Annotated in this window: 17 protein-coding genes; 4 read left to right on the forward strand and 13 right to left on the reverse strand. The window is 63.8% G+C overall.

Annotated elements, in window-relative coordinates:
• Positions 1-175: 175 nt before the first annotated feature.
• A complete protein-coding gene (locus tag DBIPINDM_RS40415; RefSeq protein ID WP_258584581.1) occupies positions 176-403 on the reverse strand; it encodes a DUF680 domain-containing protein in 228 nt (75 codons plus the stop codon).
• Between the two features lie 48 nt (positions 404-451).
• Positions 452-652 carry a DUF680 domain-containing protein gene (locus DBIPINDM_RS40420; RefSeq protein WP_015318441.1) on the reverse strand — a complete coding sequence of 67 codons (201 nt, stop codon included), beginning with the start codon at positions 650-652 and terminating at the stop codon, positions 452-454.
• Positions 653-1,132: 480 nt separating this feature from the next.
• Here DBIPINDM_RS40420 and DBIPINDM_RS40425 point away from each other — a divergent pair, with 480 nt between their 5' ends.
• Together DBIPINDM_RS40425 and DBIPINDM_RS40430 are read left to right on the forward strand one after the other, a co-directional pair.
• Positions 1,133-1,810 (forward strand): response regulator, encoded by a 678-nt coding sequence (locus tag DBIPINDM_RS40425; RefSeq protein ID WP_258584587.1) that lies wholly within the window; start codon positions 1,133-1,135, stop codon positions 1,808-1,810.
• Entirely contained in the window at positions 1,807-3,165 is a 1,359-nt protein-coding gene (locus DBIPINDM_RS40430) for a sensor histidine kinase (protein WP_258584588.1), read from the forward strand. The genes DBIPINDM_RS40425 and DBIPINDM_RS40430 overlap by 4 nt, the downstream gene beginning before the upstream one ends.
• 8 nt (positions 3,166-3,173) lie before the next feature.
• On the opposite strand, the gene DBIPINDM_RS40435 is transcribed toward DBIPINDM_RS40430, so the two are convergent.
• The 10 genes from DBIPINDM_RS40435 to DBIPINDM_RS40480 all read right to left on the reverse strand — a co-directional run bounded on the left by DBIPINDM_RS40435 (position 3,174) and on the right by DBIPINDM_RS40480 (position 13,500).
• On the reverse strand, positions 3,174-4,052 hold the full coding sequence (locus DBIPINDM_RS40435; protein WP_258584589.1) for an ABC transporter permease: 879 nt from the start codon (positions 4,050-4,052) through the stop codon (positions 3,174-3,176).
• Positions 4,053-4,063: 11 nt separating this feature from the next.
• Positions 4,064-4,873: an ABC transporter ATP-binding protein gene (locus tag DBIPINDM_RS40440; protein ID WP_258584590.1), complete on the reverse strand. Its 810-nt coding sequence runs from the start codon at positions 4,871-4,873 to the stop codon at positions 4,064-4,066.
• 105 nt (positions 4,874-4,978) lie between these two features.
• On the reverse strand, positions 4,979-5,935 hold the full coding sequence (locus tag DBIPINDM_RS40445) for an ABC transporter substrate-binding protein (protein WP_416361806.1): 957 nt from the start codon (positions 5,933-5,935) through the stop codon (positions 4,979-4,981).
• 242 nt (positions 5,936-6,177) lie between these two features.
• A complete protein-coding gene (gene dapB, locus DBIPINDM_RS40450) occupies positions 6,178-6,954 on the reverse strand; it encodes a 4-hydroxy-tetrahydrodipicolinate reductase (RefSeq protein WP_258584592.1) in 777 nt (258 codons plus the stop codon).
• 18 nt (positions 6,955-6,972) lie between these two features.
• The gene (locus tag DBIPINDM_RS40455) at positions 6,973-9,066 is read right to left on the reverse strand and encodes an ATP-dependent helicase (RefSeq protein ID WP_258584593.1); all 2,094 of its coding nucleotides are present in this window, start codon (positions 9,064-9,066) and stop codon (positions 6,973-6,975) included.
• Between the two features lie 54 nt (positions 9,067-9,120).
• Positions 9,121-9,294, reverse strand: coding sequence for a hypothetical protein (locus DBIPINDM_RS40460; protein ID WP_258584594.1), 174 nt, complete (start codon positions 9,292-9,294; stop codon positions 9,121-9,123).
• 111 nt (positions 9,295-9,405) lie between these two features.
• On the reverse strand, positions 9,406-9,579 hold the full coding sequence (locus tag DBIPINDM_RS40465) for a hypothetical protein (protein WP_258584595.1): 174 nt from the start codon (positions 9,577-9,579) through the stop codon (positions 9,406-9,408).
• 318 nt (positions 9,580-9,897) lie between these two features.
• Positions 9,898-11,058 (reverse strand): M20 aminoacylase family protein, encoded by a 1,161-nt coding sequence (locus DBIPINDM_RS40470; RefSeq protein ID WP_258584596.1) that lies wholly within the window; start codon positions 11,056-11,058, stop codon positions 9,898-9,900.
• On the reverse strand, positions 11,051-12,295 hold the full coding sequence (locus DBIPINDM_RS40475) for a Zn-dependent hydrolase (RefSeq protein WP_258584597.1): 1,245 nt from the start codon (positions 12,293-12,295) through the stop codon (positions 11,051-11,053). The genes DBIPINDM_RS40470 and DBIPINDM_RS40475 overlap by 8 nt, the downstream gene beginning before the upstream one ends.
• Positions 12,292-13,500, reverse strand: coding sequence for a diaminopropionate ammonia-lyase (locus tag DBIPINDM_RS40480; RefSeq protein ID WP_258584598.1), 1,209 nt, complete (start codon positions 13,498-13,500; stop codon positions 12,292-12,294). The genes DBIPINDM_RS40475 and DBIPINDM_RS40480 overlap by 4 nt, the downstream gene beginning before the upstream one ends.
• 103 nt (positions 13,501-13,603) lie before the next feature.
• Here DBIPINDM_RS40480 and DBIPINDM_RS40485 point away from each other — a divergent pair, with 103 nt between their 5' ends.
• Together DBIPINDM_RS40485 and DBIPINDM_RS40490 are read left to right on the forward strand one after the other, a co-directional pair.
• The gene (locus DBIPINDM_RS40485; protein WP_258584599.1) at positions 13,604-14,083 is read left to right on the forward strand and encodes an Lrp/AsnC family transcriptional regulator; all 480 of its coding nucleotides are present in this window, start codon (positions 13,604-13,606) and stop codon (positions 14,081-14,083) included.
• 35 nt (positions 14,084-14,118) lie between these two features.
• Positions 14,119-15,306, forward strand: a complete 1,188-nt coding sequence (locus tag DBIPINDM_RS40490) for a flavin-containing monooxygenase (protein ID WP_258584600.1) — start codon at positions 14,119-14,121, stop codon at positions 15,304-15,306.
• Between the two features lie 32 nt (positions 15,307-15,338).
• Here DBIPINDM_RS40490 and DBIPINDM_RS40495 read toward each other — a convergent pair whose 3' ends face one another.
• On the reverse strand, positions 15,339-17,447 hold the full coding sequence (locus DBIPINDM_RS40495) for a molybdopterin-containing oxidoreductase family protein (RefSeq protein WP_258584601.1): 2,109 nt from the start codon (positions 17,445-17,447) through the stop codon (positions 15,339-15,341).
• Between the last annotated feature and the right edge of the window lie 196 nt (positions 17,448-17,643).

Here is a 17,643-nt window from a genome sequence, read left to right on the forward strand (position 1 = left end):
AAGCGCGGGCTGCAATCCTGCTGAGAGGGAGGTGTGGTTCAAGGGGTGACTGATCCCACAACTGATCCCACCTGCATCCAGCCGACGCATTGTCCGCCGACTATTCTCGTAGGCAAAAAACAAGAGCGGCGGGCCAAGCCCACCGCTCTTTGTCGTCTTCCGGGGATTGAAGGAATTAACGGCCCCAGATGCCCTGGCCCGACTGAGCCGGCACGTTGGCATTGGCGTCGCCCTGTGCCTTTACGGACTTGGCGATCGAACCGGTATGCGTGGTGTCGACGTTGGAGGACGACTGGCTGGCAACCGGCTGGTTGACATTGTTGGAGCCATAATTGTCGCTGCCGGCAAAAGCGGTGCCCGTGGCGACGAGGATGGCGGCGGCGGTGAGTGCGATCTTGGTCATTTTAAGTACTCCTGAATTCAAGTTTTGAGTTGGTATCGGCAGTCGCGATTAACGGCCGAAGAGGTTGCGATCAGCGCCCTGCGGGGCCTGAACGGACGCAGCGGTCGACTTCGAAGTCGAAGCGGTGACCGAATGGTCGACGGTGGCGGCGGGCTGATTGGCGTTGGCCGAACCATAATTGTCGCTGCCGGCGAAAGCGGTGCCCGTGGCAACGAGGATGGCGGCGGCGGTAAGAGCGATCTTGGTCATTTTCTTTACTCCAGTATTTATCTGTCCTGTCCGTCTAGTGGCGTGCCCTTGGGAGGAATTTCGCGTCGCTCGGACCACCCCGAAATAAGGAATGCTTTTTGGGATTACCAGTCGCGTCGGTTTTGCAGAATTTCCTTATATTATAGACAATGCATGTTGCATCGCAGCAATTTTGATACGATTTATGCAATGATTTCAGCCTACTAAACTCAGCGCCTCTAACGAAGCCGGAGTGCTTTTGGAGACCATTGTTCACCGTTTGCGATACAATCTGTCAAATCAGAACCGAACCGTTCGGTTCGATTTGTGGACAAAAATAGGCCGATCCGCACTTGCAAGGATCTGCTGTTACCCCTGGCCATGACCGCATTTGTCTTGCGTTGAGATCAATCCTGTCGCTCATTCAGGAGAGATCAGGGGTGCCACGGCCTATCAAGCCCAAGGCGATCCGCTGGGGATGAGATCCGGACTGCCATAGATATGCGACTGCTGCTTGTTGAGGACAATCGTGAACTGGCCGACTGGCTGGGCAAGACCCTGCGTCAGGCGAATTACGTGGTCGACATTGTTCATGACGGCGAGGACGTCGAGCACGCGCTTGCCGCGGGCGATCATGCGCTCGTCATCCTCGACCTGGCGCTGCCGCGCATGGGCGGGATGGAGGTGCTGCGCATGCTGCGGGCGCGCGGCAATGCCGTGCCGGTGATCGTGCTGACCGCCAATGCCAGCCTCGACGGCCGGGTCAAGGGCCTCAATGAGGGCGCCGACGACTATCTGGCCAAGCCCTTCCAGATCGAGGAGCTCGAGGCGCGCATCCGCGTGCAGCTACGCCGCGCCAATGACCGTACCGCGCCTGTCGTTGCCTGTGGCGATCTCGTCTTCGACACCAACACAAGGCTGTTTTCGCTCGCCGGCGAACCACTGGCGCTGACACCGCGCGAACATGCGGTGCTGGAGCAATTGATGGTCAAAGCCGGGCGCACCGTGAGCAAGGCAGCACTTTCGGCGGCGATCTACGATTTCGAAACCGACGCCGACCCCAGCGCCATCGAGATCTATGTGCACCGTGTGCGCAAAAAGCTCGAGGGGTCGCGGGTCCGTATCGTCACGCTGCGCGGCCTCGGCTATCTGTTGCGCCATGACGATCTGGCGCCATGAGGATTAACAGTCTCCGCTTACAGCTTTTGGGCTGGGTGGTGTTGCCGCTCGTCGGGCTCGCGACCATCAATCTGTGGACCAGCCACCGCAACGCGCTGGCAACCGCGGACCTTGTCACCGACCGCATGCTGATGGGCTCGGCGCGAGCTATTGCCGAACGTGTCGCCGTGGCCGACGGCGTACTCGACGCCACGATACCGCCGGCGGCGATCGAAATGTTCGATACCGGCGACCAGGACAGCGTCTACTACCATGTCAAGACGGCTGGAGGGCGGCTGCTGACCGGCTACCCGGACCTGCCGGAGGCACCGAAGTCTTCCAACACGGAGGCAAGCTATCGCGACCATCGGCTGAGGCTGCTTACCTTCAGCCACACGGTGGTCGGTGCCGGCAACGATTCGCCGATCACCGTTACCGTCGGCGTCTCGCTTGCCGGACACGACGCCATGGTGCGGCGTCTTTGGTTTGGCGCCTTTGCCCAGCAGCTGGCGCTGGTGGCGATTGCGGGCTTGTTCGTTCTGCTGGGTCTGCATCGTGGCCTCGCACCCTTGATCCGCTTGCGCGACGCGGTGCGCTCGCCGCGCCGAAGCGACCTTGACCCCGTCGAAGTGCCGGGCGCGCAGAACGAGATCCGCCCGCTGATCGACGCGCTGAACGCCTATATGGAGCGGGTGCGGGCGCAGATGGCGGCGCAGCGCCGCTTCATCGCCAATGCGGCGCACCAATTGCGCACCCCACTGGCACTGCTGTCGACGCAAGCGAGCTATGCGCTTCGCGAAACTGTCCCCGACGCGCGCCACGAGGCGCTGGTGGCGCTGCAGGCCAGCTCCGGCAAGCTGGCGCGGTTGGCCGAACAGTTGCTCACCCTGTCGCGGGCGGAACCGGGCAGCCGGCGGCCGCGCGCCGACCGCATCGACCTGACCGAAGCCGCCCGGCACGTGCTGGAAACGCAGGCGCCGACAGCGATCGGTCGCAACATCGATCTCGGCCTCGAAGAGGCAGGCCCTGTGCCGGTCATCGGCGACGGCACCATGCTGCGCGAGATGATCGTCAACCTCGTCGACAACGCGCTGCGCTACTCCCGGGCCGGCGGCAGCGTCACGGTGAAGCTGACGGCCATTGACGACGAAGCCGTGCTGACGGTCGCCGACGACGGACCCGGCATTCCGGCGGACGAGCGCGACCACGTGTTCGAGCGCTTCTATCGCATTGCCGGTTCGACCGAGGAAGGCAGCGGGCTTGGCCTCGCCATCGTGCGCGAGGTCGTCGAGAATGCCGCCGGCCGCGTCACCCTCGGGGATGGCGCGGCCGGCGGTCTGGTGGTTGAAGTGCGGCTGCCGCTGGCGAGCGGCTAGCGTATCGCTCACTGCGTCTCATTCAGTGGCTGGGGGCGCCATTTTGCGAGGCGGTTCTCGACCATCGTCATCAGGTACTCGGCACCGAGCGCCACCACCATGACGATGACGATCGCGGCGTACATGCCGGCAGCGTCGAAGGACCCCTTGGCGATGTTGATCAGCAGGCCGATGCCGAAGCGTGCGCCGACGAACTCGCCAACGATCGCGCCGATGATGGCAAAGCCGAAGCTGACATGCAGGCTGGCGAAGATCCAGCTCATCGCCGAAGGGACAATCACCGAGCGGGTCAATTGCCAGTTGGACGCGCCGAGGATGCGGGCATTGGCGATCATAGCCCTGTCGGCTTCCCGCACGCCCTGGAATGCGTTGTGGAAGACGACAAAGAAAACCATCACGAAGGCAAGCGCCACTTTCGAAGCGAGACCGAGGCCAAGGATCATGATGAAGATCGGCGCCAGAACCACGCGCGGAATGGAATTGATCACCTTGATGTAGATCGAGAAAATGTCGGCGGCCATCCGGTTGCGGCCGAGAGCGACGCCGATGATGATACCGGCGACCGAGCCGGTCGCGAAGCCGATGACCGACTCCTCCATGGTGACATAGAGATGGTACCAGAGCGGCCCCTCGGACGTTCCTTCCGTCGTCCATTCATAGAGCCGCTGCGCGATCGCGCTGGGCATCGCGTAGAAGAACGGATCGATCCAGGCCATGCGCGCAGCGACTTCCCAAAGGCCGAGAAAGGCAACGAGAATGGCGACCCGCCAGAACATCACGGTGCGGCGGCGATGCTGTGCCGCCTTGGCGGCGGCCGCTTCGATTTCCGCGTCTGATGTACCGGGCTTGAAAGCCCCTGCTCTGATGTCGATGGCGGCATCTGTCATGGCTTTCCTCCTCAGGCTGCCGCACGCGCATAGCTGGTCTCGACCTCTTCCTTGAGGTCGGCCCAGATGGTGCGCGAGTAATCGATGAAGCTCTGCTCGTAGCGGATATCGGCGACGATGCGCGGGCGCGGCAGATCGATCGTGTAGACCGACTTTACGGTGGCCGGCCCGGCGGTCAGGACATAGACCTTGTCGGCGAGCGCGATCGCCTCCTCAAGATCATGCGTGACGAAGACCACGGAAGCCTTTGCCTGCGACCACAGGCGCAGCAATTCCTCGTGCATCAGCACGCGTGTCTGCACGTCAAGCGCTGAAAACGGCTCGTCCATGAGCAGGATTTCCGGACCGTTTATGAAAGTCTGGGCCAGCGCCACGCGCTTGCGCATGCCGCCGGAAAGCTGGTGTGGATAATGTTGCTCGAAACGCGACAGGCCGACGCGTGCCAGCCAGTCATGTGCCGCGGCCGTGGCGTCCGACTTGGCCCTGCCGCGAAAGAGCGGGCCGGCCATCACGTTCTCGATCACGGTTCGCCAGGGAAACAGGGCATCGCTTTGGAAAACAAAACCGATGCGCGGGTCTATTCCCTTGACGGGCGCGCCCATGACACGGACCTCGCCGGCACTTGGGCTTGCTAGCCCCGTGACGAGGTTGAGGGTGGTGGACTTTCCGCAACCGGTTGGACCGACTACGGCGACGAATTCGCCGCGCTCGACGGTCATGGTGAAATCGCGCAGCGCCGTCAGTGATTTGCCGGTGGGCGAGAGGAACCGCCGACTGACATTGATAAGTTCGATCGCTGGTGTGGTCTTTTCAGGGGCCATGGTGGAACTCCGGGTTCGAGCGGACGCCAGCCGTCGGCCAGGGCCGCCGGACGTCAAGAACTGACGATTGCCGGCGCGATGCCTTCATCGCGCCGGCTCGGCCTGCTACTTGGCGTTCTTGACGAATTCCGAGGTGTAGGTCTTAGAGAGGTCGATCTGCTTGCCCTGCAGTTCCTTCTTGAAGGCTGAAAGAACCGTCAGCACCGTCTCCGGTCCACCTGCAGGCATGATCCCGTCAGGGGTGAACATCGCCTTGCCGGCATCGAGGGCCTTCACATAGCCTTCCTTGTCGCCGACATAGTAGTCCTTCGGCATCTTGTCGGCGATCTCGGCGCCGCTATGCGTGTTGATGAACTTCTGTGTCTTGACGAAGGCATTGGCCAGCTTCTGCACGGTGTCCTTATGCGCTTCGACCCAGTCGGTCTGCATATAGAGGGATGCGGCCGGGTAAGTGCCGCCGAGCGCAGCCTTGGTGCCCTCCATTGTGCGCATATCGATAAGAACGGTCGCTTCGCCGGTTTTTAGCAGCCGGGTGATCGTCGGCTCGGTCGTCATGCCTGCCTGGATCTTGTCCTGCTGCATGGCGGCGATGAAGGTGGTGCCGGCGCCAACCGGAACCGAGGTAAATTCGCCGAGCTTCAAGCCGTTCTTGACGGCGAGATATTCCGTAAGAAAATTCGTCGATGAGCCCAGACCGGTCACGCCCAGGCTCTTTCCCTTGAAGTCGGCGGGTGATTTGATCTCCGGATGTTTCGTCGAAACCAGCTCGACCTCGCCCGGCGCCTGGCTGAACTGGACGATGGATTCGACGAATTTGCCTTTTGCCTGCAGATCGATGCAGTGATCGTAGAAGCCGACAACTCCTTGCACGGCACCAGCGAGCATCTCGTTTTCGGCGTCGACGCCGGCCGGTTCATTCAGCAATTCGACGTCGAGGCCCTCATCCTTGAAGTAGCCGAGCGCCTCGGTCAGCTTGGCGGGCAGATAGATCTGTTTTTCGTAGCCGCCGACCATGATGGAGATTTTTTCGTCGGCGCGTGCGGATGGCGCGGACAAGGCCATGGTGGCGACGAGTGCGGTTGTGGCGGCTGAATCAAGCAGAATTCGCGCGAGCGACATGGCCTCTTCCCTTTGTTCGTTTCCCGCGCCCCTCTCTCTCCCATCGCTTTTGCACGACAATATGGGGGCGCCAATCAACAGTTATGGCACCAACCTTTCAGCCAGCTTTCAAGGAAAAGCTGAAAATCAAGCTTACAGATTGGTAAGCTGCGGCTAGCGGACATGCCGCGACAGCGCACGCCTGCTCAATCGTTCAGCCCAAGCACGTCGCGCATATCGTATTCGCCGGGCGAGCGTCCCGACACCCAGAGTGCCGCGGCGATCGCGCCACGCGCGAACATGATGCGGTCGCCGGCCGCATGCGACAGAGTAACAAGCTCGCCTTCGGCACAGAAGCTGACGCTGTGCTCGCCGACAATGCTGCCGCCGCGAACCACCGCAAAACCGATCTCGCCGGCCGTACGCGCTCCGGTGACGCCGTCGCGGACGCGCCTCGCCACCGCGTCCAGTGCGACGCTGCGTCCGCCGGCAACGGCCTGCCCCAGCATCAGCGCGGTGCCTGACGGCGCGTCGATCTTGTGGCGGTGATGTGCCTCGAAAATCTCGGCATCCCAGTCCTTGGGATCGAGCGCTCTCGCCGCCTGTTCGACCAGTCCGACCAGCATGTTCAGGCCAAGCGAAAAGCTGCCGGAGCGGACGATGGGAATCGTTTTCGCTGCGTCGGCGATGGTGGCCAGGTCGGCCGCGTCGAATCCGGTCGACCCGATCACCAGGGCTGGTCCACCGCGCTTTGCACAGAAGCTGGCCAGATCGGCGGAGGCGGCTGGCGTGGTGAAATCGATGACCACATCGGCCATGGCAAGCGCCTCGTCGCGGCTCACCAGCCCGTCGCCGACGCTGCCTGGTCGGTGGAAGCGGGCGGCGAGTGCCAGCCGCGGATCGGCCTGCACGGCCTCCGCCATCTGGCGGCCCATGCGGCCCAGCGCCCCGGCGATGGCGACCCTGATCGGCGATTGGGACACGGCGCTATCCCCTTGCGACTATTTCCACATGCCACGCATGCGCGCGCCGATGTCGACGCGCACTTCCGGCCGGGGCGCTCTGCCCTGTGCGGCTTGCGCGCTCGGCCATGAAACCTGCTGGAACGCGGCGAGGATTGAGGCCGGGATGAAGCGGGTGCGCGAAGCATAGAGATGGCGGTCGCCGCGCGCCGCCTGGCCGTGCGGAAAGAAACGCTGCGGCATGACCAGGTTGAGATTGTCCTTGGCCCTGGTCATCGCGACGTAGAGCAGCCGGCGCTCCTCCTCGATATCCTCCTTGGTGCCGACGCCGAGATCGGCCGGGATGCAGCCGTCGACGGTGTTGAGCACGAAGACATTCTTCCACTCCTGGCCCTTGGCCGAGTGGATGGTCGACAGGATCAGATAGTCCTCGTCGCGATGCGGCGGGCCGGCCTGGTCGCTGGTCGCGTCCGGCGGATCGAGAGTCAGTTCGGTCAGGAACCGTTCGCGCGAAGCATAGCCCGACCCGATCTGCTCGAGCTGCAACAGGTCGGCGCGGCGCGTGATCGCGTCCTCGTGGATACGCTCCAGATGCGGCTCGTACCACAGCCTGACCTGTTCAAGGTCGGCCGGCCATTTGGCGCCGGCCCGCAGGCCGGAATAGAGCGAGACGAAACCCGGCCAATCATCGGCAGCGCGCTGGGGTGGGCGCCAGCCGGCGAGGCCCATCGCCTCGTCAAGCGCCGTCGTCATCGTCTCGACGATCTGCGCGGCAGCCGAAGGGCCGATCCCCGGCATCAGCTGCAGCACGCGGAAACCGGCGACGCGGTCGCGCGGGTTTTCGGCGAAGCGCAGCACCGCCAGCACGTCCTTGACGTGAGCGGCATCGAGGAATTTCAGCCCGCCGAACTTGACGAAGGGAATGTTGCGCCGCGTCAGCTCGATTTCCAGCGGCCCGCTGTGGTGCGAAGCGCGAAACAGCACCGCCTGCGATTTCAGCGCCGTACCGGCCTCGCGCTCAGCTAAGATGGTGTCGCAGACGAAGTTGGCCTGCTCGACCTCGTCGCGCACGCTGACCAGCCTTGGCTTGTCGGTGGATTTGCGCTCCGACCACAGGTTCTTGGTGAAGCGCTCCGAGGCCTCGCCGATCACCGCATTGGCGGCGGCCAGAATGGTCTCTGTCGAGCGATAATTGCGCTCCAGCATCACCACATCGGCGGCCTGAGCGAACTGCTTGGGGAAGTCGAGGATGTTGCGCACCTCGGCGGCGCGGAACGAATAGATCGACTGCGCATCGTCGCCGACCACCGTCAGCCCGGCGCCGTCGGGTTTCAACGCCATCAGGATCGAGGCCTGCAGCCGGTTGGTGTCCTGGTATTCGTCGACCAACACATGGTCGAAACGCCCGCCGAGATGCGCCGCTATTTCCGGCTCGGCCGCCATCTGCGCCCAATAGAGCAGCAGATCATCATAATCGAGCACGTTCTGCGCCTGTTTGGCCTCGACATAGCCTGCGAACAACAGCTTGAGCTGATCGGCCCAGCCGGCGCACCAGGGAAAGGCCGACCCCAGCACTTCGCCGAGCGGTGCCTGCGCGTTGACGGCGCGCGAATAGATGGCAAGGCAGGTGCCTTTGGTGGGGAAGCGCGCCTCCGTCCTGGAGAAACCGAGTTCGTGGCGCACGAGATTCATCAGGTCGGCGGAATCCTCGCGGTCATGGATGGTGAAGGCCGGATCGAGGCCGATCTCCAGCGCATAGTCTCGCAACAGCCGGGCGCCGATGCCGTGAAAGGTGCCGGCCCAGGTCAGTGCATCGGTGATCACCGCGGCGTCGCGGCCGAGCACTTCGCCTGCGATGCGCTCGACACGCCTGGCCATTTCGGACGCGGCGCGTCGCGAGAAGGTCATCAGCAGGATACGGCGCGGGTCGGCGCCCTTGACGATGAGATGGGCGACGCGATGCGCCAGCGTGTTGGTCTTGCCCGAGCCGGCGCCGGCAATGACCAGCAAAGGACCTGCAATCTTGCCGTCGCCATGCTCGACGGCCTGGCGCTGAGCGTCGTTCAGCCGGGCAAGATAGGCGGGCGCGACGGGCGATTCCAAAAAGGTCGAATCATGGGCGGCTAGGTTCATCGCCCATCAAGCATCGTTTCCGCTTTGTTCGCAACAAGGAAGCGGTCCGACGAATTAGCGCCGGGGATCGACACCCATGGCCGCCGATTGTCGGCGCAGAGCGTCGCGGTCGCTTCTCGATGCGGGCAACAGAAGGGGATCGACGTCGCCGGGCACGTCATCGATCATCCTGCGCGCGAGGCGGTAGGTGAGAAAGGCAAAGGTGCCGGCCAGAAGCAAACGGATCATGCTGCGGTCTCCTCTAATAGAGATCAACCGCAGGCATGGCGTTTTGTTCCCTCAACGCTGGTTCGCAAACAGACCGGCACCGCCTGGTTGCGCCTGCGTCCAGTCGGAACCTCAGGGCATTGCCGCGATGCACTCCTCGAGGCGCTCGAGGCGGAACTTGGCATTGCGCAGTTCGTGCCCGGCTTCCTGCCGCTGCTGACGGCCTCGGGCCGAGGACGCCGCCGTCAGGTTTCTTTCGAGTTCAGCGATGCGCGCACGCACCTGCCGAGCCTCGTCCTGACGCAACGCCTTTATCCAGCTCCGCCCGCGCATCCGTCTTCCCGTAAACACCCCAAAGACCGGCTGCTTCTATGCCAGCAAGACCCTAACGTCCGGCAAGTGCGAATATTCTAAATTTAATGAGTGCTAATTTAGCAGCCAAGCGCCGCAGGGAAGAAGGCCGGCGCCGCTTGGGAGGAGAAGGCGCCGGCCAAGCGGATAAATCAGGTCCGCCGCACAACGTAGGCTAGCTGAGTCTTGCCGCTGCGTCATGCGCGATCGCGGATTTCGGCCTTTTCCGGGCGTTTTCCCCCGGTAAAAGCGCACCGAAAGCACCCTCGGCCTTCAGATCCCGAGCCGTTGCCTGGCGATGGCGACATGGAAATTGGTACCGAACAACAGCCCATCATCGCTAAAGTCGTAGCTGGAATTGTGCAAAGGCGCCGAGGCCTCGCCATTGCCGAGGAAGACGAAGCAGCCCGGTACGTGGTCGAGGAAGCGGGCGAAATCCTCCGACGCTGTCATCGGTTCGCGGGCAACCGCGATATTGCCGGGCTCGAAGACGTTTCCTGCTGCGACGAAGGCCGCGTCCACCAGTTCGGCATCGTTGCGCAAAGGCACGAATTCTCTGGTGTAGTTCACCTCGGCAGTGACATTGTAGGCGGCCGCGGTGCCCTGTGCGATGACGCGCATCTGGCGTTCGATCTCGGCGCTGACCTCGGGGCGGAAGCTGCGCGCATCGCCAAGGATGCGGGCAAGACCGGGCAATGCATTGCGCGTGCCGTCGGTGATCAGTTCGGTCACCGAAACCACCGCTATGTCGGCCGGGCTCAGGCGGCGCGAGACGATGGTCTGCAGATTGGTGACCAGCGCGCAGGCGGCGACCAGCGTTTCGTTGCCCGAATGCGGCCGCGCCGCGTGGCCGCCGAGCCCCCTGAGCACGATCTCGAAGATATCCTCGGCCGACATTATCGGGCCGGCGCGGGTCTCGAAATGCCCGACGGGTAGGCCGGGCATGTTGTGCAGCCCAAAAATCTCGTCGAAGGGGAAGCGCTGCATCAGGCCATCGTCGAGCATGGCCAGCGCGCCCCTGCCCCACTCCTCGGCCGGCTGGAAGATGAAACGCACGGTGCCGTCGAAACCACCCTCGCCCGCCAACAGCTTTGCCGCGCCAAGCAGCATCGCCGTGTGGCCGTCATGACCGCAGGCGTGCATCACTCCGGCATTGCCGGAGCGATGGGGCGCGGTCGATTGCTCTGCTATGCGCAGCGCATCCATGTCGGCCCGCAGCGCAATGGCGCGGTTGCCGCTGCCGCGCTTCAGCGTGCCGACGACACCGGTGCCACCGACACCCTCGGCGACATCGTCGAGGCCGAATTCGCGCAGCTTGGCGGCGACGAAGGCAGCGGTGCGTTTCTCCTCAAAGCCGAATTCGGGGTGCGCGTGCAGGTCGCGCCGCCATTCGGTCATCTCGCGCTTCAGTGTTTCGGGATCGAGTTCAGCCATTTCCTCCCCCCTCAAGCCCGGCAAGTTCAGCGACCACATCAAGCAGGATGTTGGCGCCAGCAACAAGCTCGGCATCTTCGGTGTGCTCATGCGGACTGTGGCTGATGCCTCCGGCGCTCGGCACGAAGATCATCGCCGCCGGCGCGATGCGCGCGATCATCTGCGCGTCATGGCCGGCGCCCGAGGTCATGCGCCGCGAGGCAAGCCCGCGCTTCTTCGCTGCGGCTTCGATCAGTTCGACGACCTGCCCGTCGAAAACAACCGGCTCGAAGCGCGCCAGCCTTTCGACCGTCACGATGATGCCCTCGGCGGCGAGCTGTTGCAGAAAGGCCGCCAGCACCGCCTCCTGCGCCTGCAAGCGCTGCTCGTCGGGATCGCGCAGATCGACGGTGAAGACGGCGCGTGATGGAATGACGTTGATGGCGTTCGGTTCGAAGCGCATCGTGCCGACGGTAACAACCGTTGGCGAATTGGACGCCGCTGCCCGGTCATGCAGGAAGGTGACGACGCGTGCCGCCGCGTATCCGGCGTCGCAGCGCATCGACATCGGCGTGGTGCCAGCATGGTTGGCGACACCATCCAGGGTGATGCGCTGCCAGGAAATCCCCTGCAGCGTTTCCACCGCGCCGATCGGAATGCCTTCGCGCTGCAGAACCGGCCCCTGTTCGATATGCAGTTCGAGATAGAGGTGCGGCTTGAGAAAACCGGGGGCGCGGTCGCCGGCATAGCCGATGCGGGCGAGTTCCTGCCCGAGCGTGCTGCCGTCGGTTCCGATGGCGGCGAGTGCCGCCTCGACATCGACGCCGCCGGCATGGACCAGCGACCCCATCATGTCGGGAGAAAAGCGCACGCCTTCCTCATTGGTGAAGGCAGCGACAGCGAGCGGGCGTGACGGCGAGAGGCCGGAGGCCTTCAGCGTCTCGATCACCTCCAGCCCGGCAAGCACGCCGTAGCAGCCATCATAGACACCGGCGTCGATGACGGTGTCGATATGCGAGCCGATGAGCAGCGGTGCCTCGCCTGCATTGTCGGCACTTTGCCAGATGCCGAAGATGTTGCCGATGCGGTCGATGGCGACATCGAGCCCGGCCTGGCGCAGCCAGCCGACGAGGAGGTCGCGGCCCTGCCTGTCGGTGTCGGAAGCGGCCAGCCTGCTCAGCCTGCCCTCACCGTCGCGGCCAACGGCGCCGAGTTCACGGATGCGATGGAGCAGGCGCTGTGCGTCGATCGCGATCATGATGTCGCCTCGGCAGCGAGCTTGCCGGCCAGCACGTCGGCCGGGCTCATGCCGACCAGTTCGGCATAGCGATGCGGGTCGGTGGCGCCTTCGGTGTTGATCACCAGCACGCGGGATTTGCCGTCGAGACCGAGACCCGTCTTGTTTCCGGCCATTGCCCTGATCAGTCCGGCCAGGCCGACGCCGCCGCTCTCGCCGGCGACGATCACCGGATCGCTGCCGGCCGGCCGTGCCAGCCGTCGCATCACCGCGATGGCATCATCCTCGTCCACGGTCATGAAGGCGTCGGCGACACGCGCCAGCACGCGCCAGGCGACTTGCGAGGCTTCATAGCATTCAAGCATGGCCATGACAGTCGGCTGGTCGTGCGCGGCCTTGACCACATGCCCTGCCCGGGCAGCCGCGACAACGCAGGCCGCGCGTGCCGGCTCGACGACAATGAAGGTTGGCCTGGCGTCGCCGAGCACGATGGCGAGATGGCCGGCCACCGCGGCTGCAATGCCGCCGACGCCTGCCTGGACGAAGACGTGGGTCGGCGGTTCACGGAGCTGGCGCAGCGCTTCGCGCACGATCGCCGTATAGCCTTGCATCACAAGGCCAGGAATGCGCTCATAGCCGGGCCACGACGTATCCGACACCACGGTCCAGCCTTTTTCGGCCGCGACCTTGGCGGCCTGCCGGACCGAGTCGTCATAATTGCCCTCGACACGGACCATCTCCGCGCCATAGCGGGCGATTGCGACGATCCGCTCGTCGCTGACGCCGGCATGGACAAAGATCACGGCCCTGGCGCCGGCAAGCTCGGCGCCTTGCGCAACAGAGCGGCCGTGATTGCCGTCGGTGGCGCAGGCAAAAGTCATCTTTGCCGCGACCGCGCGAACATCGTCCCGATTGAGATCCTCGACATCGACAGGGCCGCCAAGGCGCTTGCCTGCCTCCTCCAGCACAAGGCGGAACACAGCGTAGGCGCCGCCCAGCGCCTTGAAGCTGCCAAGGCCGAGACGAAAGCCCTCATCCTTGACATGCAGCGCAGCGAGGCCGAGTTCGCCCGCCAGCGCCGGCAGCGCGTGCAGCGGGGTCATCAAATGATTGTCGCGATGGGCGAGGAAGCGCTCGACCGTGTCGGCCCCGGCAATCCCAAGGGTTTCGGCATCGACCGCATCAAGCGGCTTACCGTGCAGAGCATTGCGATTGGGCAGGAACACTGGCGCCTCCTTGGCAGTCAGCGAGAACATATTGCAGGACAGGCGCAAAGAGCGCTGTAATTGAGCCTCCAAAATGCAAGTTTGTTTCGCCGGGATATCTCCTTTGCCTCCATCGCCACCGTCACTCGACAGTTTCGATCTAGCCATCCTTGCCATCCTGCAGCGGGACAACACGACGCCGCAGCGGCTGATCGGCGAAGCGGTGAACCTGTCGGCGCCGGCGGTGCAGCGCCGCATCAAGCGCATGGAACAGACCGGCGTCATCGCAAGCAATGTCGCGGTCATCGAACCCACGGCGGTCGGCCAGCCCATCACCATCTTCGTCGAAGTGGAGTTGGAAAGCGAACGCACCGAGCTGATCGACGCCGCCAAGCGGCAATTCTCGGAAACGCCTGAAGTGCAGCAATGCTATTATGTCACCGGCGAAGCCGACTTCATCCTCGTCATCACCGTGGCCGATATGGGTGCCTACGAGGCGCTGACGCGAAAACTGTTCTTCGGCAGCAACAATGTCCGGAAGTTCCGCACCTTCGTCGCCATGGACCGGGTCAAGGTCGGGCTGACGGTGCCGCTGCCGGATTGAGCCTTGCCGGTAGGCAAGCCCCAGTCCGTCCCGCCATGCTTTTGACATTCTCAGGACGCGAATTGAGCTGGGAGGCGCGCTTGGAAGACACCACGACGGTTGCGATCATCGGTGCCGGGCCGGCGGGCCTGGCCGTTGCCGCATGCCTGCGACAGGCTGGGGTCGACTTCATCATCATCGAAAAAGAGCAGCAGGCCGCGCCCGCCTGGCGGCGCCATTACGAGCGCGTCCACCTGCACACGACCAAGCGCTATTCGTCCCTCCCCTTCGTGCCGTTCCCGAAGCACTATCCACGTTATGTGCCGCGCGATCTCTTCGTCGAATATCTCGATGCCTATGGGCAGCGCTTCGACCTGCGGCCCCGGTTTGGAGAAACGGTGAAAGCGGTGACCCGGGCAGGTCGCGGCTGGCGTGTGGACACGACATCCGGCCCGTTGCGCGCCAAACATGTGGTGATTGCGTCAGGCTACAATGCCGAGCCGTTGAGGCCCGGATTTGCGGGCATCGACACTTTCGCGGGCAAGACACTGCACAGCGCCGACTATCGCAATGCCGTGCCTTTTGCCGGTCAGTCGGTGCTGGTCATCGGCATGGGCAACACGGGTGCCGAGATTGCGCTTGATCTGGCGGAAAACGGCGCACAACCGACGATTTCCGTGCGTGGCGGCGTTCACATCGTGCCGCGCGAATTGTTCGGCGTGCCCATCCAGATGGTCGGCATGGCGACGCGCCTGGGGCCGCAACGCGTCAACGACTTTCTTTTCCCGATCATTCTCGACCTGGTGCTGGGCAGGCTGGAAAAATATGGGCTCAGACGGCCGGGACAGGGACTGCTGGAACAGATTGCGATTGCATCGCGCATTCCGGTGATCGACGTGGGCACCATCGGCAAGATCCGCGAAGGCGCGATCAAGGTTGTGCCTGACATCGCCGAGATTTCGGAACGCGGCGTCCGTTTCGCCGACGGCAAACACAGCGAGTTCGACGCGATCATCTTCGCCACCGGTTTCCGGCCGGGCTATGCTGAATTCCTCGAGCCAGGCATCCAGCCGGACCGCAGCGGCGTTACCGCGCAAGCTTCGGATCTCGGCCTCTACCTCATTGGTTTCCACAATGCAGTCACTGGATTGCTGCGCGAAATCGGGATCGAAGCCCAGGCGATCGCCGACGATGTCCGGTACCGGCTGAACAGGAAAAAGGCGGCTGAAATCCTGCCAGTATAGTCGGCCCCAGACGGCCGACGCGCTCGCCCACCTCAACTTGCCTTGCGCAACCAGACCTTGTTGTCGTGGAAGGCGGCGCCGCCATAGGGTGCCGGCGCGTCGGCGCCGGTGAGCACGTTGATGCCCTCGCCGCGCTCATGGGCGCTGTTTGGCCAGATGCCTTCGGCGATCACCACGCCGCGCTTGATGCCGTCGAAGAATTTCGCGTGCAGCACCAGGTCGCCGCGCCGGTTGCCGACCTCGACACGATCGCCATCGGCAAGCCCGAGGTCCGCCGCATCGTCGGGATGCAGGAGCAGCACCGGCCTGCCTTCCTTTTCCTTCGACACCGGCGTCTCGGCAAAGGTCGAGTTGAGGAAGTTGCGCGCCGGCGATGTCGTCAGCCGGAACGGATGCGCCTCGTCCGCCACTTCGATCAGATCGACATGGTCGGGAAACTCGGGTAGCCGTTCCACCGGCCCGAACAGGCCCATGCTCTTCGGCGGCCGGTTGGGAGCCGCCTGACCGGTCCAGTCGGCGCGGAAGCGGAATTTTCCATCCGCGTGGCCGAAGCCTTTGATGAAATGCGCGGTCTCGAAATCCGGCTGCAGATCGAGCCATTTTTGCTCTTTCAAGCTGTCGAAGCTGCCCAGCCCGCGCTTGCCGAGAATGATGTCGATATGCTGCTGCTCGGTGAGGCCAAAGCCCGGGCGGTCGGCGACCCCCAGGCGCTCGGCCAGCTGCTCGATGACGAAATGGTTGGTGCGCGGCCCTTCCGGCGGCTCGATCAGCTTCGGCCCCAGCGTGATGTGCTGGTTGCCGCCGCCCTTGTAGACGTCGTCGTGCTCGAGGAACATCGTTGCCGGCAGCACGACATCGGCCAGCTTGGCGGTGTCGGTCATGAACTGCTCGTGCACGCAAGTGAACAGGTCGTCGCGCAGAAAGCCCTGCTTCACCAGCCGCTGCTCGGGCGCGACATTCACCGGATTGGTGTTCTGGATCAGCATCGCCGTCACCGGCGGCCCGCCATAGAGCGCGTCGCTGGCGCCGGTCAGCACCGGGCCGATGCGCGAATGGTCGAGATAGCGGATCGTGGGATCGCGCATCCTGGAGCCTTCCAGCACCTCCTGGTTGAGCTTGAAGATGCCGGAATTCGAATGGAAGGCGCCGCCGCCTTCATACTGCCAGCTGCCGGTGACCGCGGCGATGCAGGAGGCGGCGTGCATGTTGACGGCGCCGTTGCGCTGGCGGGCAAAGCCGTAGCCGAGGCGGAAATAGGTTTTCTTCGTCGTGCCAACCAAGCGCGCGAAGGCCTCGATTTCGGTGACGCCAAGGCCGGTAACTGCAGAGGCCCATTCCGGCGTACGCGTCTTGAGATGCGCTTCCAACCCCTTCGGGTCGTCGGTGTATTTCGAGAGATAGACGCGGTCGGCCAGGCCCTCCCTGAACAGCACATGCATGACCGCGCAAGCCAGCGCGCCGTCGGTGCCGGGCTTCAGCACGAGGCCCATGTCGGCCTGCTTCATGGTCGCGTTTTCATAGACGTCGATGACGACGATCCTGGCGCCGCGCTCCTTGCGCGCCTTGATGGCGTGGGTCATCACATTGACCTGGGTGACCACGGCATTGGTGCCCCAGATCACCACGCAGTCGGATTTCGCCATTTCACGCGGATCCGGCCCGCGCAAGGCGCCTGCCCCCATCATCCAGCCGGTCCAGGCGAGATTGGTGCAGATCGAGCCGAAGAAGCCTGAGTACTTTTTCGCGTGACGAAGCCGGTCGATGCCGTCGCGCTGCACCAGCCCCATCGTGCCGGCATAGAAATAGGGCCAGACCGTCTCCGAGCCGTATTTTGCCTCGGCGGCGATGAATTTTTCGGCGACGAGGTCGAGTGCGGCCTCCCAACTCGCTTCCTTCCAGGCGCCATCGCCCTTGGCGCCGGCGCGGATCAGCGGCTTCAGCAGCCGGTCGGGGTGGTGGACGCGGTCGGCATAGCGCGCAACCTTGGCGCAGACCACGCCCGATGTGTAGCTGTTGGCCTTGGCGCCATGGACGCGGCCGATGCGATTGCCATCGAGCAGTTCGACCTCGAGCGCACAGGTCGACGGGCAATCATGCGGACAGGCCGAATGGCCGATGCGGAGCTTGGCGTGCTGGTTCATGGGGTGAGGTTAGCTGGTTCCGAACGTGGCGTGTAGGGCCAGATTTGCCTACAAACTGCCTTTGGGAGATGTCTTTCCACCTGATATGGCGCTGCTGCGGTTCACCCTCCCCTTGATGGGGAGGGTCGGCGCATAGCGCCGGGGTGGGGTGAACCGCCGCGCTGCCCCACCCCGCTCCGCTTCGCGGATCGACCCT

Origin of the sequence: Mesorhizobium sp. AR02, assembly GCF_024746835.1 — a bacterium.
Lineage (GTDB): Bacteria > Pseudomonadota > Alphaproteobacteria > Rhizobiales > Rhizobiaceae > Mesorhizobium.